Here is a 17353-nt window from a genome sequence, read left to right as displayed (position 1 = left end):
TTCTGGTAGACAGGAGATTTCATGCCCGGCGGTGGGGCCACCGCGTAGTGAAGAAGACGCCGCGGGACAGCTGCGTTTCCCGTGCCGCGCGCACGAATGCCCGGGCGGCACGCTCGTCGCGTGCGTCCGTGTCGCGTGGGGCGTCGAGGGCATGCACGAAGTAGTAGGCGACGTCCACGTCTTCCAGTGCCCGGTGCAGGCCCTCGCCGGTGACGGCATCGCCGCACACCACCTCGTCCAGTCCAACTGGTGCCCGCGCTGGTGTACGCACCAGGCCACGCACCGTATATCCCTCTGCAGCAAGGCGTCTCGCGACATTGCCACCGTTGTAGCCGCTCGCACCCACGATCAGAGCTCTCATCGGTTCACCCCGTAACCCGATCAATAAACTTCAAAATTATAAAGTGCTCGAAATCTATTACTGAAGTCAGAACTTCGGAAGGCTAGACTGGCGCCGATATGACGAAGCGCTCCTACAACCAGTACTGCGGACTGGCCGTGGCTCTCGACCTGCTAGGCGAGCGCTGGACGATGCTCGTGCTGCGCGAACTTCTGCTGGGCCCCAGGCGATTCAAGGATCTGCTCGACGGGTTGCCCGGTATCGGCACCGGCCTGCTCAGCCAGCGCCTCAAAGAACTCGAAGCCGCCGGCGTCATCGACAAGGCGACCCTGCCGCCACCCGCCGGATCGAACGTCTACCGACTCACCGAGGACGGGGAATCACTGCGACCGGTCCTGCTCGGACTCACCCGCTGGGGGATGACCCGCCTCGGCACCCCGGAGGCGGATCAGTACATCAGCTCCGAGACGCTCGCCGTCGCCGTCGCCGCTCGATTCAACCCGGCGACCGCCCACGACGCGGCCGGCACCCACCGGCTCGATATCGACGCACGCCCGTTCCTGCTCGACATCGCCAACGGCCAGGTGAGCGTGCGAGCCGGCGAGGCAGACCGCCCAGTGGTGTCGATCAGCACCGATTCCGGCAGCCTGATCGCACTCATCAACGGCACCCGTACTCTCGCCGACTCACTTGCCGAAGGGTTCATCGCGATCGACGGCGATCCCGCCGCGATCATGGCCCTCGCCCGTGCATTCGACCTCGCAGCCAGCGAGCCCGAATAATTCGGTTCCCCAACCGGATACACGGTGCTACCGTCATTTCACCGCACCGCACCACGAAGGGCCTTCCGCCATGTATGGGCAGCTACTGAACCAGCCTCAGCGCTGGCTCGACCGCGCCCGGCTCCAGGGCGCATCCCTTTCGATCACGGTCGTACGCCCGCGCATCCGCCGCGGCCCCTGAGGTCTCCCCCAGACCCCTTCTCTCAGGGCCGCATCCGGCAATCAGCCTCGGAAGCGGCCATTTTCATACCCATTCCCTCGTAGCCCAATTGGAAGAGGCGGCAGGCTCAGACCCTGTCTGTTGCGAGTTCGAATCTCGCCGAGGGAACCGACGGTTCAGGAAAACGTCCAGGTCAGGCACTATATTTTAGTGTCACAGCAGTTCGGATTCGAACCCCACCCCCATCACACCCCAGCGCGAACCAGCGTGTTGGCGCGGGTAAGGCGATGTCGCTCCCGCCAATCGGTTCACACCCATCAACTTGGCCGTCGTCGACGCCCGGGTGGGTCAGAGCGCGGGGTTGCGAATTCCGCAGGGGTGGGAGAGGTGGCCGCTGAGGTGAACGACGCTCGGGTCGTTGGCATTTCGGCAAAAGATGGTGGTCGGTTCATGATCCCGACTAACGTAAGGCGTTGATGGACGCCGACCCCAGTGATCCAGCTCGATTGCCACCTACTGCTGCAGGAGTCCCAGCGTGGGACGATCGGGGAAGTTCGGGACCGAGGCAGGTCTGTCGAGAGTTGCGAAGAGCTCATCGTCGACACGCTGATCCAGGAGTGGCCATGACAGTTGTGACTCGGCAGTGAAGACCATGCTTTTCGGCCCGAGCCGACCCCGCCCGAGCCGGCGGCGCGGATCCGATCACCCGAATCCTCTGGCATCGAGCCTGCCGAAAGAAAGGCAGCATGCAGTGGATCTTCGTGACGTCCCGTGCGGGCGCGGACGTTTGCCGGTTCTCGGACACGGTTGGAAAATATGGCGCGATCCGGTCCGGTTCATGGTGGATCTGGTCGGCGTGGGGAAAATAGCACGGGTCGACATCGGCAATCGCGTTCTGTATGTCATTACCGATTTCGAACTACTCCACAAGGTGCTGGTAGAGAACTCCGACACCTACGAGCGAGGGCTCCTCTTCGATCGCATCCGTCTCATATTCGAGGAATCACTGATTGTCGCGGATGGTCAGCAACACAGGGATCTTCGTCGCCTGCTTCAACCAACTTTCCATCGAACACAGTTGGAAAACTACGCGCCGATCGTCAAGCGTAATGCGGATGCGTTGGCGAGTTCGTGGCGGCCGGGCCAGATTATCGAGATCCGTTCTGTGCTGTTGGATTTGGTGATTTCCGACCTGCTCGGGTCCATGTTCTCGCACGAACCCGATAGCGGTGAGCTGCAACTCATCTCGAGTCTGATCGAGGCCATAGGCGCGGGTGCCATCGTGGGCAGTGTGCTGCCGAAGCGACTGGCGAGCCTGCCATTGCCGGTGAACCGCAAATTCCTGTCGGCTGGAACGCAACTGCGGGACTACTGCCGGGATCTGCTCGTCGCGCGCCGGGGCAGCGGTGAGCGCCGGGACGACCTGATCGACCTCCTGCTGAATTCGCCAGGCACCGAACACCGTAGCGACAAGTTCCTGGCAGAGCAGGCCGTGACGATTCTCTTCGGCGGGATCGACGCCTTGACCGCCACGCTGACCTGGGCACTGTACGAGCTGTCCCGGCGTCCGGAGGTGGCTTCGAAACTGCAGCACGAAATACTCGACGCGGGAGAACTCAACCCCCAAAGCCTCGACGAGCTCGACTACCTGAACTGTTTTCTGAACGAGCTCACGCGGATCCATTCGCCACTACTGCAGACCAGGCGCAGTGTCACCACGGTCGAACTCGATGGTTTCACGTTTCCCGCCGGGACCGATATCGGCTACAGCATTGCCGCTGTTCACCGCAACCCGGATATTTTCGCCGAGCCGAACACCTTCGACCCCGATCGGTGGTCGCCTTCGAACTCTGGGTCGAAATGCCGGAGCTTCGTCCCGTTCAGCATGGGCAATCAGATGTGTATCGGTAGAAATTTTGCGTGGCCGGTACTGCAAACGACTCTCCACAGCCTGCTGTCGAAGTGGGAGTTTCAGCCGGTCGCGACCAAGAACCTCCCCCGGGCCATGGGGCCGATTCCTGGGTTGAGAAGGCTTCCGCTCGAAGTTCGTCCAGTCTCAGGTCTTGCCTGATTTGGTGAGTGCCGTCCTGCGCAGTCCCGACATCCGGCGTATGAGGATGGGTAACACGGCTGCGGTGATGAAGAGGGTGACGGCGACGAGGATGAAGTAGAGCAGCGATCCGTTGCGGCCGAAGCGAGGGAGGAAGGCGACCTGCTGGCCTGTTGCGGCGACGGCATTGAGGAACGGTGCGTAGGCCTGCAGGGTGAATCCATGGGGGAGCAGATTCATCGCACTCTCGGCCACATATACCCAGAACAGGAGAACGGCAACGGCGGCGGACGGAGTGCGAATCAGCGACCCGACCGCGACGCCCACTCCACATGCGGCGAACGCATAGATCGGGACCGTCCAGAGGAACCGGATACCGGCGGAGTCGGTAATGTCCACGGCCCCATAGAGTTCGGGGAACTGGTGTGGCAGCGTAACCATGACGACGATGAGCAGCACGACTGTTGATACCGCCGCAATCACGCCGTAGTAGATCCACCGCGCCAACGCGACCGTCCAGGACCGGGGGAACAGGAACGTGTTGAGATCGCTTGTCTGACCGCGTCGTTGGGAGCCGTGGGCGTAGGCGGCGGTGACCATCATGATCGACACCGAAAATGTCATCACCCAATACACCGAGTTGGTGGTGGAGACCGGGGATACGAAACGCTGTCCGGGGAGGGTGGCGAGTCGTTCTGCGACGGCGGCGATTCCGAAGGTGACGACCAGCGGCAGCACGAAGGTGAGCGGGACAGCGATGGTCCACAGGAAGCTGCGTCCGGTGGTGCGGGCCCATTCGGCGGCGACGCCGCGGCAGATGAGGGTGGCCGGACCGGGACTGTTCATCGGGCCGCGCCCGACTCGAGACGGGTAGGCAGGCCGGCAATGCGCACGTAGGCGTCTTCGAGGCTGGTCTCGCCGGGCGCCAGCGTGTTCATGATGTGGGCGAAAGGCTCGTCGGTCAGAATTCGCCGGTTTCCGATGATGACGATATGGTCGGCGTTGCGTTCGACCTCATCGAGCAGGTGCGTGGCGACCAGGACACAGGTCCCGGCATCGGCGAGCTCGCGCAGCAATTCGCGTAGCCAGCGGATGCCCGCGATGTCGAGGCCGTTGAGCGGTTCGTCGAGCAGCAGGGTTCGAGGCTCGCAGAGCAATGCGGCGGCGATGCCGACGCGTTGGAGCATGCCGAGCGAATAGTGCCCGAGCCGACGATCGGCGACCCGGACGAGGTCGACAATCTCGAGGACCTCGCCGACCCGGCCGGTGGGTATGCCGCGTGCGCGAGCGATCCAGCGTAAATGCCGGCGTGCGGTGTGGCGTGGGTCGAAGGCCCGGTAGTCGAGGTGCGTTCCGAGCGTTGCGGGTGTGGTGTGATGGGCTCGGACGAGGGTGTCGTCGACCCGGACGGTCCCGGCGGCAGGGGTGATGAGGCCGCAGATACACCGCAACAGTGTGGTCTTGCCGGTGCCGTTGAGACCGATCAGGTAGGTGAGCGCCCCGTCTGCCACGGTCAGCTCGGGGACTTCGAGGACGGTCACGCCCGGGTAGCTCAGGGTGAGGTCACGAATATCGATCACAGTGCCGGGAGCCGGTCAGAAGTCACAGGACATCGGCAGACCCACGGCCTTGATGCCCTCGCACACAGAGCTGTTGGAGAGCTTCCAGACCCCATCGATACGCTTCCAGACCACGCGCGCAGTGATATCCGGTCGTCCCACTGACTTGCTGCGCAGATTCGCGGTGAGCACGTCCCCGTTCTGGGTTTCCGGACCGGTGATCTCGTTCGACCCGTTCGGAGCTCGGAACAGGCCGCTGTTGTAGAGGGCGTCCGCGACCGGGACCGCTCCCATACCGCCTTCCATATTGGCCGCCTTGGCCTGGTCGGAGACACCGGGCGTTTCGATCAGGAACACCACCTGGTCATGGAGATCATCAAGGGTGGGAACGTCTTTGGTGAGGAGGAAATCGCCGGGAGCGGCGAAAGCGGCAGGGGCGTCGACAACCGAGGCGCCGATCGTGACCACGGCGACCGTCATGATCGACGACGCGACACCAGCGACAACGTTGAAGGACTTCATCTCTTCATCCTCTGATCAACTGGGACAGCGCAAATTTGGCGCATTCGACAATACTCGCGCTCACGGCGGCTTCCTCAAGGTTTGCGGCCGATGGCACCGAGCATGACCATCCGGGTGTCCGGTAAGTCGGGGCGGAGCCACTGCTGTACGGGCACCACACCGGGTTCGAACAACTCGAAGCCGGCCAGGAATGACTCCGTCTCCGCCGTGGACCGAAAGGTGACCTGGGCCGATGTTCCTACGGTGCCAGTGAGCACCTGGAGTATCTCCGGGGCGGAGTCGGTGGACCCATGACTGATCGCCAAGTAACTACCCGATGCCAACCGATCGCGGAAGGCGGCGACGATCTCGGCGGGGCGTTCGTCGTCCATCACGTAATGCAGCACGCCGGAGAACAGAACAGCTACCGGCTCGTCGAAGTCGATCAGGGATTGGTCGTCGAGCTGATCGAGGATTTCACGGGGACTACGAATATCGCCCAGCAGTGTTGTGACTCCGGGTGGTCCGGCGAGCAGCGCGTTGCAATGGGAGACTACGACCGGGTCGTAGTCGACATACACCACTCGCGCCGATGGCTCGATCTTTCGAGCCACCTCGTGCACGGCGGGTGAGACCGGGATACCCGAGCCGAGATCGAGGAACTGACGGATACCTGCATCAGCGGCCATCTCGACCGCTTTGAGCACGAAACCCCGGGCGAACCAGACCAAGGTCTTGAGTTCCGGTACGCGAGACAGCATTTGACCGGCCACCTGCCGGTCGGTTTCGTAATTGTCCTTGCCGCCCAGCAAGTAGTCGTACACTCGGGCAGAGTTCACCTCATCGGGGTTGAATGAGTGCGGTGTCCGTTCCCGCTCCGACGCAGGCCCTTCGGCTTCCTCGACCACAGGTGTAACCGTAGCCGACCGACGCCCAGATGCGTGCGACTCCCGAGATCTGAAATCGCCCGGATGTGCTGGAAGTATGCATTGCCCGAACGAGGCGATGCCCCGCCTGACCGAATCTCGACCCCGATCGAGCCATTCGGCGAACCACGCTCCGACACAACACGATCCAGCACTCCACGACAGGCACTACTCCCGACTGCCGTCACGGGTCTGACTTGGATCTGTTTCAGCCAGGGCGACTGCGCAGGCGACCGCCGACCGCGCCCGGTCGACGGTCGTATAACGGCCCAGACCGCATGGGGCCGCGACGTCCAGCTGGCCGCCGTAGGCCGACTCCGCCGCCGCCAGCGCCTGTCGTGCAGGCGCGAGCGGTTGCGTCGGATGCGCGAGCCCGGCGATAACACGCGTGGTGACAGGCAATTCGAGGCGCGCCAGCGGCGCGTAGTACCGCGGCCGAACCGGCGCCTGCTTGCCGTCGCCGATGGGCAGGTGGACGAAATCGAGATGCCTCCCCGCAGGCCAGTAGCGCGCTATCGCATTGGCCAGCGCGACAACCGAGGCGGTCGACCTCGGTGCCACGACCGGCTTGCCGTCGAGGCTCCCGTAGCACAGGTGCACACCGAAACGAGAACCGTAGGGGGCTCGTGTGACGAGGCGTGCGATCGCTCGGCCCGCCAGAGTGGCCGGGCCCTGCCGCAGCACGGCAGGTGTCCCCGCGCAGAGCAGGGTCTCGGCTGCCAGTTCGAGTTGGAATACGACGTTGTCCCCCAACGCCTCATGGATACGGACGATCTCCCTGACAGTGGCGTCGACAATCGGGCGGTAATAGGGGTAGCCCCGACGCAACATGAGCATGCGCGCCTCGAAGGCGATGAAACCGATGACGAAGGGTGTCGGTATACCTACCTGCAAACGAAGTCCGGGATCGGTTCGGCGCAGGTCCGCCAACGCGTCCCCGGCACGTCCGGCCTCCTTCGCATAGCCGAGCGCGGCGTCGACATCGGCTTCGTCCAGCGATCGGCCCGCCCGAAGCCGGAAGGTGTCGCGGGAACGCAGCGTCGACCAATCACCGCGGCGCACCGGCGCCAGCGCCGGGATGCCGCCGAGCCGGTCGATGATGGGTCTGACGTACCACTGGGCGCGATATGGATCCGCTTCACAGCCCGGAACCATGCCATCCAGGAATTCACCGGCTGTGTCGACAGCGAACGCCATCGCCTTCTCTGGACTGTCCAACTGTGCGGGCAGGCTGCCAACGAAGTGAACCTTACGCTCGGGCTGCACAGCGCCAGTCTCGCATATCGGCTGTCCCGAGACGTGGGCGTCCGCTATTCCGGCCACCACCGGAACGCTGAGGTGACAGGTAAGTGTCGGCGGAATGGTACGTACCTGCGAAAGCTCGGTTGGTAACCTTCAACGCATCAACCTTCCGCAATGTGCGGAATCACCGCGGACAGCCGCCCGATGGCCACCGGAGATCTGGCGGTGAACGGATTGCTCGTATTGGTCAACGGACTTCCCGGTGCACGGTCGGCCGGGCTGGCAGCGATTGCAAGTCCTCAGCGCAGGAGGTCGACGAATCACTGAGTGGGACTATGGAATTGCTCAGCAATCTGCCATTGTTTCCCGGCCGTGGGGCGACGATCCTTCTCTGTGGACACTCACCCATATCGGAGGCTCTTCTTGCAAGCCGCAACACACCACGCTCTGGTCGGACTGTTGACCCGTGCGCAACGTCTCGACAAGGTGCTCGTCGAGGGCGCGAATCCGCTGGCAGACACGGTTATCCGCCCGTTGACGCTCGCACTCGATGGTTTCGGCGATATCGCGCCCGCGGCGGAACTCGGGGACCCCGCACAGGAGCTGTGGGAGCTGACCAAAGAGGCTACCCGCCTTCGTACGAGCAGTGATCTGTCGGAGTTGCAGGAGGCGGTCGCCGGGCTGCAACACCTCTCGTGCGTCTTGGCCGGTGATGAGCAAACCCTGACGGCCCGCATCGCGGAACTCGCTGATATCCAAGGGCATCCGCCGACCCAGATCGATGTCGCCCTCGACGGGCCGTATCTGGTGACGAACCCCGAGAACCTCACCAACTGGCTGGGCGAGCCCATCCGAACCTTCCCGCAGATGGCGCTGTGCCGTTGTGGCGCTTCGGAAACGAAGCCGCTGTGCGACGGCAGCCACGCCCAAGTCGGCTTCTCCGGCGCGAAGGATCCCGATCGGGTCCCGGACCACCTCGACACCTATCCGGGCACCGCGCTCACGGTGACCGACAACCGCGGCATCTGCGCACACTCCGGCTTCTGCACCAACCGGGCGCCGACGGCCTTCCGCACCGCGCACGAGCCGTTCGTCGCACCCAATGGCGCGCCCGCCGGTGAGCTGATGGCGGTGGTTGGGGCCTGCCCATCCGGCGCGCTGGGCAGCCCGCAAGTGGTTCTCCCCCACCGCGATCCGGCCATCGAGGTCTCCAAGGACGGCCCCTATCGGGTGACCGGGACGGTACCTCTCGACGGGACCGCGCCTCGCGAGCACTACAGCCTGTGCCGCTGCGGGCATTCCCGCAACAAGCCGTTCTGCAGTGGCATGCACTACTACGTCGGCTTCCAGGACCCGCCGCTGTCGGAGGAACCGACCCTGTGCGAATGGGCCGGTGGGCTGCCCGCGCTCACGCGCATGACGAAGATCTTCTACGGCAAGTACGTCGCCCAGGACGATCTGCTCGCCCCGCTCTTCGCCCGCATGTCTCCGGATCACCCCGAACGGGTGGCCGCCTGGCTCACCGAAACCTTCGGCGGCCCGAAGCTTTACACCGAGCAGTTCGGCGGCTACGACCACATGGTCGCCGAGCACGCCGGCAAGGCCCTCACCGAACAGTGGCGCGCCCGCTGGGCCCAGCTCATCTCCCGAGCCGCCGACGACGCGGGCCTGCCCACCGACCCCGAGTTCCGCGCCGCCTTCGCGTCCTACGTCGAATGGGGCTCGCGCATTGCCGTGGAGAACTCCCAGCCCGGCGCGAATCCCCCTCCACACATGCCGGTTCCACGCTGGTGGTGGGTCTGCAACGCCACCCCTGGCTCCCGCATCTCCGCTCTTGCCCCGCAAGCCGAGGCCGTCATAGAAACCCCTGCCGCAGACCAGCAGGTCAGCTTCGCTGCGCATGTCAAGCCGCTGTTCCGCGAAATGGACCGCAAATCAATGAGTTTCGCGTTCGACCTGTGGTCGCACGACGCCGTCGCAGAGCACGCCGAAGCGATCCTCGCCCGCCTGCGCCAAGGCAGCATGCCCTGCGACGGCGCCTGGCCCACCGAACGGGTCGACACCTTCGCCCGCTGGATCACCGAGGGCACCCAGCCGTGAGTCCCCGCCGCAGCCGCAAGGTGGCTGTGCAGTAGCTACACGGCACCTGTGGCCAGTTGTTCGGTACTCGAGGTGGAGGCGTTCGGTAACCGGATGGAGCGAAGGTGGGAGTAGGCCGATCGCCGAGCCCGCTCGGCGGATGCGCCAGATCGATTCCACGACAGCGGAAATCCCCAGGAGGAAAACATGAGTACCAGCGATCACAACGTCCCGATCCGTCCGCGGTGGCGTGATAACGCCACCGCTGCCCAGGTCGGCATGTTCCGCACGGTGTGGGTGCTCGGCGGACTCTCGGTGGCCACCTCGGTGCTGCTGGTTATCGGCGCTTTCGCCGCCGACTCGGCCAACGGTGCAACCGGTCAGCCGGCAGCCTTGCTGGGACTGATCACCGGCATGTTCGGGGCGAGCGTCCTCATTGTCGGCGTCCTCGTCCGATTCGGTGTCGTGCGGTCGGACTCACGCCGCTCTGGCCACGACCACTGAGACTCTCCGACGCGACGCGGGACCCGGTGGTTTCGGGTCCCGCAGCGCGTCGTGGTTCGATTGCCGGATATTTCCTTCTCGTGTCTCCAGGAGGTCAGGTGAGTGTCGTCCGCGCCGTCTCGCGCGACTGGACGCGTGCGGTTTCGACGGCGCTGGTGGTGTTGCTGGCAGGGATCATCGAGGCACTGATCAGCATCCACTACAACCAATTTCCCAACCGCGGCACTCTCGTTCCCGCCATCGTCGGCACGGCGGTGGCGATCGGTCTCGGCTGGCGCCGGCCGGGTGTGGCTGTAGGTGTGCTGTGGGTGATCGCGGGATTCCAGCTCGTCGTAGGCGCACCGATCCTGGTGACCCAAGCGGCGGCCGGCGTGGTGGTGTTCGCGACCGCCCGTTGGGGCGGCACGGCTACCGCGATGGCGGGTGCGGCGTCGGTTCCGATTGCCGGAGTGCTCGCTTACCTCGGATTGGGTGCCTACGGAACGCTGCTCGTGGTTGCCCTGTTCGGTGTGTGCTGGCTGGCGGGGCATTCGCAGCGCCGCTCCGCCGACCGCACAGCCGAAGCACTCGCGTCCCAGCGCGCGGCGGAAGCCGACGCCGCCAGCGCGTACCGGGCGAGTCAACAGGCCAGCGAGATCGCGCGACTACGCGAGGAACAGGCCCGGCTCGCCCGAGACGTCCACGACGTTGTCGGGCATTCGCTGGCAGTGATTCTGGTGCTGGCCGAGTCCGCCCAATTCATCCCCGACTCCGACACCGCCGCCTTGCGGACCTCGATGGCGAATATCGCGGACCTGGCTCGCACCTCCGTGCAGGACGTCCGGCAGGTCCTCGCCGCGACCAAGCCCTCCGATACCGGTCCGGGCGAGCTGCTTTCCCTGGTCGAGGGCGTCCGGGCAGGCGGCCCTGACATCGTCGTCGACGAGATCGGGACCGCTCGTACGCTGGCGCCCGAACTGGCCACCGCCGCCTACCGCGTACTGCAGGAGATGCTCACCAACGCTATTCGCCACGGCAGCAGAGACGTCCCGATTGCGATCGAATTGCATTGGACAGCAGACACATTGCAGATAAAGACGGTCAATGCAGTAGCGGCAGAAGCACCAGCGCAGCCCGACGCGGGCGGGCAGGGACTCGATGGGATGCGGCGGCGGCTGGAGTCGGTCGGCGGCCGGCTCGATATTCGATGCCAGGGCTCGGGCCACCCTGGCGCCGCTAACTTCACCGCGACCGCGTGGGTTCCGGCGAGTGGACTCGTCCAGTGAGCGACGCCGAGGAAATCCGCGTGCTCCTGGTCGACGACCAGGAGCTGTTCCGCACCGGCGTCGCGGTGATCATCGACGCACAGCCCGGGATGCGGGTCGTCGGCCACGCCGCCGATGGCTTCGAAGCACTGAACCGGACCGACGAACTCGAGCCCGACGTCGTTCTGATGGATATCCGCATGCCGGACATGGACGGTGTGGAGGCGACCCGGCAGCTCTTCTCCCCCGAACGCGCCGCCCTGCGCACCAAACCGCTGAGGGTGCTGGTGCTGACCACGTTCAACCTCGACGACCGCGCCGCGACCGCAATTCGCTACGGCGCCAGTGGATTCCTGCTCAAAGACACCAAACCCGCCATGCTCTGCGACGCGATCCGCACCGTCCACACCGGCAACGCGGTCCTCGCCCGACACGATCTGACCATCCTGCTCGAAGGTCAATTCCGCACCCGTGCAGCCGTTCCCGAGACGTACGCCAGTCTCACCGACAAGGAAAAGGAGGTGTTCGCCGCTGTCGCGAAGGGCAATTCCAACCTCGAAGTCGCACACCTGATCTTCGCCAGCGAATCCACGGTCAAGACCCACGTCGGTGCGATCCTCCGCAAACTGGACCTGCGCGACCGAGTGCAGATCGTGGTCTTCGCCCACGAACACGGACTGGTCTGAACGGCCCGCAGTGTCCTGGCACATCTTCTCAAATGCGATAGCGCGATGGGTGGGTCCTGGCAGTACGGTGCCGGAGTGAGTGAAACCGACATCGAACTTCGGCGCGCGCGTGCTCTCGACCACTCTCGCCGTGCCGTGGGTGGCGGCCGGGCGCCGCGCGGCATACATCACCGATGGCGACCTGCGCGACAGCGTGCATTTTGCGAGTGGAATCGCGTTGTGTGAGGCCGCCGGATGCGTCGTCACCGGTCTGGCCGGACAGCCGATCGACGCACCACCATATGGTTTGGTAACCGCAGCAGACACAAAAACCCATGCGGCGCTTGTCGAAATCATCGTCGGTCAGCTAGAGAGCGAAGCCGGCACACACTGACCGACTACCGATCCGATCCGGTATGCCCGCTCAACCGCTTCCCGCGTGACCAACCGGTCACCGCGCGCTTCGAAAGATCAACTGGTCGCGTCCAGCGTTCAAGAAGGCCGTCGCTCGCCGACTGGCCGTCATGACAGCCTCGATCGAGGACGGATGCCAAAAGTTCACGCACCCTACCGAATTGGTGAACACGGCGGAGATTTCGACGCCGCACCGGAGACCTTGTCGACCGCACAGGCCGAGCGTCTGCTCGGCTATCTGCAGTCCGCGGAGTGCCTGGTCGCGGCACCGGGATGGATCGAAGACCCCTTCGCGCCCGACCACACACGCTCAGGTGTGCGTATCGGTGTGATGACCGATGGCGAATGGGTTTGGCCACTGGCATGGCACGATTACGTCAATTGGTATCGAGCCGCTCCGCCCTCCGATTTCATGGACCATGTCCAGGCACACGGTTGGGTAGCTCCACCGCTATCGGAGGACCGCATCAGTGCGGTCATGCGCAGACTCGGGATGCCGGACGAATTCGACGAATGAGCCTCGGTAACATACAGACTCCGTAGTCCGACGATCCGCGCAACTGCTGATCTCAGCGTCATCTCGCCCCGGCACCACGAGCGGCCAACGCGGCGAGAGCGGCTGTTTTGGCTGCCATTACGTGGGCATGGGCCGCTGATGGATCCTCGCCTCGATGGACCCGAAAACCTGCTCGAGGATCGAGTTTCCGGGGACCGCTGCCCGCAGTTCGTCGATCTGGGCGTCGGAGGCGTTTCGTGCGCACAGCTCGACTGCGGTGGCTTCCAATAGTGCACGGACGTCGTCCAACTCGCCGACTACGGTCTCGGTGAGGACTGCGATTTGGATTCCGCGGGCCTCGGAGGTCTCGACCAGGCCCTCGGCTTGCAGGCTTCGGAGCGCCTCTCGCAGGGATGTTCGGCTGACGCCGGTCAGTTCACCGAGTTCTCGTTCGGTGAGTCGTTCCGGGCGCTCGACGAACAGTCTGCGATCGGGATCGGCCATCACGGGACTCCAGGTTCTCGCATGCAGGGCGATCGTCACCACCGTCCGAGCCCGATAAGGGCTCTACGCTCACACGCCCAGTCGCTTTGGCAAACTCGCGCAGCGTGTCGACCGAAAACCTGCCCACCCAGCCTTCTGCCGTCACCGGACTACGCTCGGCCATGGCCCACTGCGGCACCCCCGCACCTGGAATCGTGCTCGGCGGCGCCGCACTGCTCATCGTCGCGACGGTGTGGCTGATCTCCATGGGAGAAGCACACGGTGGACTCATCGCACTGGTGTTCCTCGCCGCCACTGAAGCCCTCGCCGTGATCAGCGTGACGGCCATCGGAATCGCCCTACTGCCCGACGTACATCCGGCCTATGGCCACGCCGAAATCATCTTCCACCCCATCCTCGCGATCATGGCCGCCGGCGCATGCCTGTCCATGACCGCGTCCCTCTGGTGGTGCTTACAGGTCTGGACCGAGAAATAACCCAGGAGACCGAACTCGCGGTCATACGGCGCACTGTCCGTCGATCGACACGTCGCTGTCACAGCACCGTGGACACGGCGTACTCATACGTTGGCGCGGGGCGGGGACGATTTCTGCACCCGAACTGAGGCCATAGTCGCGCTATGTCAGCGATGCTGGGAGCCATGTCAACTGACCGGAAAACGTCGATCGCGACGAAACAATCCACTCGCCGACGAGCACGCCGCCACCCGGTGAGCGCCGGCTACGTGCTCGATGAGCGTCTGCTGCGTGCCTACGCCCTCGGTGATGCGGGCGTCGGAAACCTGCTCGCCGTGCTGAGCGGCCGCGAAAATTCGGCTGGCGGTGCCGAGCACGGCGCTGTCGACAGCGTTGGTCGGGCTTTCCGATACTCGAGGTGACGAGCTGGTCAGTGTCATCGAAAACAATGCGTCCCTAGGTATTCCCGAGCTCGAGAACCTCGACGAGGCGAGAGATCTGGCCGATGTGTGGGCTGTGGCCACCGAACCCATCGACGTCACCGCCGCACACACCATCTCGGTCGCGCGCCACCTGGACCGGCCGATCATCACTACCGTCCGGGCCGGATGGGTAGAACCGGAAAAGCTGCTCCCGTTCCGGCTGCACGTCGTCGAATTCGCCGACGGCGAATAGCAATTCAGCTGTGCCGCACGCGGGCCACACCCGAGCCGGCCTCAGATGGTCCCGACCAAGTTGCGCTTCCGCCGCACCACATTGACCGGCTCGGTCACCGACGCTCTACATGGGCTCGCTGATTTCGGCTACGAAGCTGCGGCCGAGGTGGGCTTCGGTCATGGCGGCGAACTCGCGGCCGAATCGGTCGTAGCTTGCGCGCAGCCGGGGACCGGGCCAGTGCGGATCGGAGAGCTCTGCGGGGAGTAGCGGATCGTCGAGCAGGTGGCGGATGATTGCCGCGGCGATCTCGAATCGGTCGGCGAGTGTGGCCGCGGCGGACATTTCGGTGAGTAGTTGTTCGCCGGTGGCTGCCCACTCCCCCGGTGCGAAGAGTTCGTCGGCCAGTTCGCGTGCGTTCGCCATGGGGGTCGCGGTGAAGGCGGTGACGCGTTCGGCGACGTGGGGTGGGAGGGCGAGGTCGAGGTTGTTGGGGCGGGTCCAGACGCCGTCGCGCATGTCGCGAAAGCGTAACTGGCGCAGGGTTTCACGTAGTGAGGTGCGCTCGGTTGCGGCTTCGCCGATGCGGGTGACGATGAGCATCGTCCATTGGCCGTTCCACGCCAGTACGTGGGGGTGGTGGGCTTCGGCTTGTCGTGCTTGGCGTGCTCGCAGTCGTGGCGAGAGGCGGTAGTAGCCGTCGGATCGTTCGAGGTCGCCTGCGGCGACCATGCGGGTGAGGGCGACTCGCACTGCTGATTCCTGCAGGCCGAGCAGGGCGGCCAGGGACAGGATCTCGCTCGCCTTGGCTTCGGCGGGGGCGCCCAGGAAGGCGCTCAGGATCATCGAGCGGGCGGTGAGACGGCGTGGATGTGACGCGGACTCGTCGATCCTCGCTGTCGTCACCGCTGCACCCTCCTCGATATGTCCGGTTCGCATCGACCTTACGTGGCGCGGGCCGCAGCAGATCGCGACAGCTCCGCGGCGGCCGGGGTGCGGCGGAGTTTCAGTCGTTCTCCTTCAGTGTCGCGCGTTCGAGAATGGTTCCGACGTCGATGCCGGTCGGCAGCGCGCCGAAGACATCGCCCCAGTCCGAGCCCAGCCGGGTGGCGGTGAAGGCATCGGCGACGGCGGGATTGCCGTAGCGCACCAGCAGCGAGCCCTGCAGGACCTTGGCCATGGCTCCGACCACCGAGCGCGCCCGATACTGGATGGTGTCGAAGTCGGCGAACTGCTTCTCGAGGGAGGCGATTGCTCGATCGAGCGACTTGTCCGCGCCTGCAGCCTGTTTCACCTCGTCGAAGAACACCGTCAGCACCTGTGGCTGTTTGGCCATCGCGCGCAGTACGTCGAGTGCGGCGACATTGCCCGAGCCCTCCCAGATCGACGGTAGCGGGGCCTCGCGGTAAAGCCGAGGCATCCGTGATTCCTCGACGTATCCGTTACCGCCGAGGCATTCGAGGGCTTCGGCGGCGAAGGCCGGGCCGCGTTTGCAGATGTAGTACTTGCTGACCGCCAGACCGATTCGGCGCAGTGCGGCGGCATGCTCGTCGCCGGTGACCGCGTCGTCGGTGAGTCCGGCCAACCAGAGACCGGTCGTGGTGGCGGCTTCGGTTTCGGTGGCCAGATCTGCCAGGACGTTGCGCATCAGCGGTTGGTCGATCAGGTACGCGCCGAAGGCTTTTCGCTGGGTTGCGTGCGTCAGTGCCTGTTGCAGGCCGGTGCGCATGAGTCCGGCGGTGCCGATGGTGCAGTCCAGGCGTGTCATGTTGACCATCTCGATGATGGTCGGCACGCCGCGGCCTTCGGCGCCCACGCGCCAGCCGATGGCGTTGTCGTATTCGACTTCGCTCGAGGCGTTGGAGTGGTTGCCGAGTTTGTCCTTGAGTCGTTGCAGGAAGAAGTTGTTGCGGCTGCCGTCGGGCAGGATCCTCGGGATGAGGAAGCATGTCACGCCCGCGTCGGTTTGAGCGAGGGTGAGGAAGAAGTCGCACATCGGCGCGGAGGTGAACCATTTGTGCCCGGTGATGCGGTACGAGCCGTCCGAGATGGCGACGGCGCGTGTGGTATTCGCGCGGACATCCGAGCCGCCTTGTTTCTCGGTCATCGACATGCCCGCCAGCAGTGAGCGTTTCGAGGTCGGCGGGGCCAGCACCGGATCGTATTCGCGCACGGTGAGCCGGGATTCGTACTGCGCCGCCAGTTCCGGGTTGTGGCGCAGTGCGGGGATGACCGCGTAGGTCATGCCGATCGGGCACATGTGCCCGGCGTCGGATTGCGCCCAGGCCAGGAACTTCGCAGCACGGGTCAGGTGCGGGTGTGGTTGGGTGTCGGCCCATGCTGCCCCGTGCAGGCCCAGGTCCACGGCGTGCTGCATCAGCTGGTGGTAGGCGGGGTCGTAGACCACCTCGTCGATCCGATGTCCGTAGCGGTCATGGGTTTTCAGCACCGGTGGGTGAGCTTCGGCCAGGTCGCCGAGTTCGAGGACGTGCGCGCTGGCCGCCAGCCGGCCCGCCGCGAGTACCTCGTCGAATCGTTGCGATGCGCCCGCGCGGGTGAGTGCCTCCGCGATCGGTGGGTAGTCGGCGGCGTTCAGCCCGGTCGGTTGGATCGCTTGATTGAGGACCTCGTGTGTAGCCATTGCCGGGCGCCTTCCGTTCGAGTGGCTTCGCACGCCCCGCCAGACGGGCGCACTGCGCACCAGAAGATTACATCTTCTGAACAGCTGGCGCACTCATGTAATTCTGCTGGCGACCTGGGTGCTGCCCGAGATCAACT

The 17353-nt window shown here is 64.8% G+C and carries 19 protein-coding genes and 1 tRNA gene; 11 read left to right on the top strand and 9 right to left on the bottom strand.

Annotated features, from left to right (window positions below; genetic code table 11):
• Window positions 1–19 precede the first annotated feature (19 nt).
• Window positions 20–361, bottom strand: coding sequence for an NAD(P)H-binding protein (locus ACH438_RS41570; protein WP_397015898.1), 342 nt, complete (start codon window positions 359–361; stop codon window positions 20–22).
• 98 nt (window positions 362–459) lie between these two features.
• Here ACH438_RS41570 and ACH438_RS41565 point away from each other — a divergent pair, with 98 nt between their 5' ends.
• The 3 genes from ACH438_RS41565 (at window position 460) to ACH438_RS41555 (ending at window position 3353) form a co-directional block, all read left to right on the top strand.
• Window positions 460–1122: a winged helix-turn-helix transcriptional regulator gene (locus ACH438_RS41565; RefSeq protein ID WP_397015896.1), complete on the top strand. Its 663-nt coding sequence runs from the start codon at window positions 460–462 to the stop codon at window positions 1120–1122.
• A 254-nt stretch (window positions 1123–1376) separates the two neighbouring features.
• Window positions 1377–1450, top strand: a tRNA-Leu gene (locus ACH438_RS41560).
• Between the two features lie 484 nt (window positions 1451–1934).
• Window positions 1935–3353: a cytochrome P450 gene (locus tag ACH438_RS41555; RefSeq protein WP_397016002.1), complete on the top strand. Its 1419-nt coding sequence runs from the start codon at window positions 1935–1937 to the stop codon at window positions 3351–3353.
• On the opposite strand, the gene ACH438_RS41550 is transcribed toward ACH438_RS41555, so the two are convergent.
• The 5 genes from ACH438_RS41550 to ACH438_RS41530 form a co-directional block, all read right to left on the bottom strand.
• On the bottom strand, window positions 3339–4178 hold the full coding sequence (locus ACH438_RS41550; RefSeq protein ID WP_397015894.1) for an ABC transporter permease: 840 nt from the start codon (window positions 4176–4178) through the stop codon (window positions 3339–3341). The genes ACH438_RS41555 and ACH438_RS41550 overlap by 15 nt on opposite strands.
• Entirely contained in the window at window positions 4175–4912 is a 738-nt protein-coding gene (locus ACH438_RS41545) for an ABC transporter ATP-binding protein (RefSeq protein WP_397015892.1), read from the bottom strand. The genes ACH438_RS41550 and ACH438_RS41545 overlap by 4 nt, the downstream gene beginning before the upstream one ends.
• 15 nt (window positions 4913–4927) lie before the next feature.
• On the bottom strand, window positions 4928–5413 hold the full coding sequence (locus ACH438_RS41540) for a hypothetical protein (protein ID WP_397015890.1): 486 nt from the start codon (window positions 5411–5413) through the stop codon (window positions 4928–4930).
• Between the two features lie 74 nt (window positions 5414–5487).
• Window positions 5488–6300 (bottom strand): SAM-dependent methyltransferase, encoded by an 813-nt coding sequence (locus tag ACH438_RS41535; protein ID WP_397015888.1) that lies wholly within the window; start codon window positions 6298–6300, stop codon window positions 5488–5490.
• A 186-nt stretch (window positions 6301–6486) separates the two neighbouring features.
• Entirely contained in the window at window positions 6487–7584 is a 1098-nt protein-coding gene (locus ACH438_RS41530) for a hypothetical protein (RefSeq protein ID WP_397015886.1), read from the bottom strand.
• Window positions 7585–7983: 399 nt separating this feature from the next.
• Here ACH438_RS41530 and ACH438_RS41525 point away from each other — a divergent pair, with 399 nt between their 5' ends.
• From ACH438_RS41525 to ACH438_RS41500, 6 genes are all read left to right on the top strand, one after another.
• A complete protein-coding gene (locus tag ACH438_RS41525) occupies window positions 7984–9660 on the top strand; it encodes a CDGSH iron-sulfur domain-containing protein (protein WP_397015884.1) in 1677 nt (558 codons plus the stop codon).
• Between the two features lie 186 nt (window positions 9661–9846).
• Window positions 9847–10143: a hypothetical protein gene (locus ACH438_RS41520; protein WP_397015882.1), complete on the top strand. Its 297-nt coding sequence runs from the start codon at window positions 9847–9849 to the stop codon at window positions 10141–10143.
• 98 nt (window positions 10144–10241) lie between these two features.
• On the top strand, window positions 10242–11408 hold the full coding sequence (locus ACH438_RS41515) for a sensor histidine kinase (RefSeq protein ID WP_397015880.1): 1167 nt from the start codon (window positions 10242–10244) through the stop codon (window positions 11406–11408).
• Window positions 11405–12073, top strand: a complete 669-nt coding sequence (locus ACH438_RS41510; RefSeq protein WP_397015878.1) for a response regulator — start codon at window positions 11405–11407, stop codon at window positions 12071–12073. Before ACH438_RS41515 ends, ACH438_RS41510 begins: the two co-directional genes overlap by 4 nt.
• A 79-nt stretch (window positions 12074–12152) precedes the next feature.
• The gene (locus tag ACH438_RS41505; RefSeq protein WP_397015876.1) at window positions 12153–12446 is read left to right on the top strand and encodes an inositol monophosphatase family protein; all 294 of its coding nucleotides are present in this window, start codon (window positions 12153–12155) and stop codon (window positions 12444–12446) included.
• A gap of 45 nt (window positions 12447–12491) precedes the next feature.
• Window positions 12492–12983 carry a hypothetical protein gene (locus ACH438_RS41500; protein ID WP_397015875.1) on the top strand — a complete coding sequence of 164 codons (492 nt, stop codon included), beginning with the start codon at window positions 12492–12494 and terminating at the stop codon, window positions 12981–12983.
• 117 nt (window positions 12984–13100) lie between these two features.
• On the opposite strand, the gene ACH438_RS41495 is transcribed toward ACH438_RS41500, so the two are convergent.
• A complete protein-coding gene (locus tag ACH438_RS41495; RefSeq protein WP_397015873.1) occupies window positions 13101–13466 on the bottom strand; it encodes a GntR family transcriptional regulator in 366 nt (121 codons plus the stop codon).
• Between the two features lie 104 nt (window positions 13467–13570).
• Between ACH438_RS41495 and ACH438_RS41490 the strand changes: the two genes are divergently transcribed.
• Together ACH438_RS41490 and ACH438_RS41485 are read left to right on the top strand one after the other, a co-directional pair.
• Window positions 13571–13942: a hypothetical protein gene (locus ACH438_RS41490; RefSeq protein WP_397015871.1), complete on the top strand. Its 372-nt coding sequence runs from the start codon at window positions 13571–13573 to the stop codon at window positions 13940–13942.
• 345 nt (window positions 13943–14287) lie between these two features.
• The gene (locus tag ACH438_RS41485) at window positions 14288–14596 is read left to right on the top strand and encodes a hypothetical protein (RefSeq protein ID WP_397015869.1); all 309 of its coding nucleotides are present in this window, start codon (window positions 14288–14290) and stop codon (window positions 14594–14596) included.
• Window positions 14597–14701: 105 nt separating this feature from the next.
• Here ACH438_RS41485 and ACH438_RS41480 read toward each other — a convergent pair whose 3' ends face one another.
• Window positions 14702–15481, bottom strand: coding sequence for a PaaX family transcriptional regulator C-terminal domain-containing protein (locus ACH438_RS41480; protein ID WP_397015867.1), 780 nt, complete (start codon window positions 15479–15481; stop codon window positions 14702–14704).
• 100 nt (window positions 15482–15581) lie between these two features.
• On the bottom strand, window positions 15582–17216 hold the full coding sequence (locus ACH438_RS41475; protein WP_397015865.1) for an acyl-CoA dehydrogenase family protein: 1635 nt from the start codon (window positions 17214–17216) through the stop codon (window positions 15582–15584).
• Between the last annotated feature and the right edge of the window lie 137 nt (window positions 17217–17353).

The sequence above is a fragment of the Nocardia sp. NPDC020380 genome (assembly GCF_044386975.1).
GTDB lineage: Bacteria > Actinomycetota > Actinomycetes > Mycobacteriales > Mycobacteriaceae > Nocardia.
This window is presented reverse-complemented; position numbering and strand designations above follow the sequence as displayed.

Excerpts from the sequence above, each read along its gene's own strand:
- ACH438_RS41570 (WP_397015898.1), bottom strand. The coding sequence starts at position 361 with ATGAGAGCTCTGATCGTGGGTGCGAGCGGCTACAACGGTGGCAATGTC.
- ACH438_RS41565 (WP_397015896.1), top strand. The coding sequence starts at position 460 with ATGACGAAGCGCTCCTACAACCAGTACTGCGGACTGGCCGTGGCTCTC.
- ACH438_RS41555 (WP_397016002.1), top strand. The coding sequence starts at position 1,935 with ATGCTTTTCGGCCCGAGCCGACCCCGCCCGAGCCGGCGGCGCGGATCC.
- ACH438_RS41550 (WP_397015894.1), bottom strand. The coding sequence starts at position 4,178 with ATGAACAGTCCCGGTCCGGCCACCCTCATCTGCCGCGGCGTCGCCGCC.
- ACH438_RS41540 (WP_397015890.1), bottom strand. The coding sequence starts at position 5,413 with ATGAAGTCCTTCAACGTTGTCGCTGGTGTCGCGTCGTCGATCATGACG.
- ACH438_RS41520 (WP_397015882.1), top strand. The coding sequence starts at position 9,847 with ATGAGTACCAGCGATCACAACGTCCCGATCCGTCCGCGGTGGCGTGAT.
- ACH438_RS41495 (WP_397015873.1), bottom strand. The coding sequence starts at position 13,466 with ATGGCCGATCCCGATCGCAGACTGTTCGTCGAGCGCCCGGAACGACTC.
- ACH438_RS41475 (WP_397015865.1), bottom strand. The coding sequence starts at position 17,216 with ATGGCTACACACGAGGTCCTCAATCAAGCGATCCAACCGACCGGGCTG.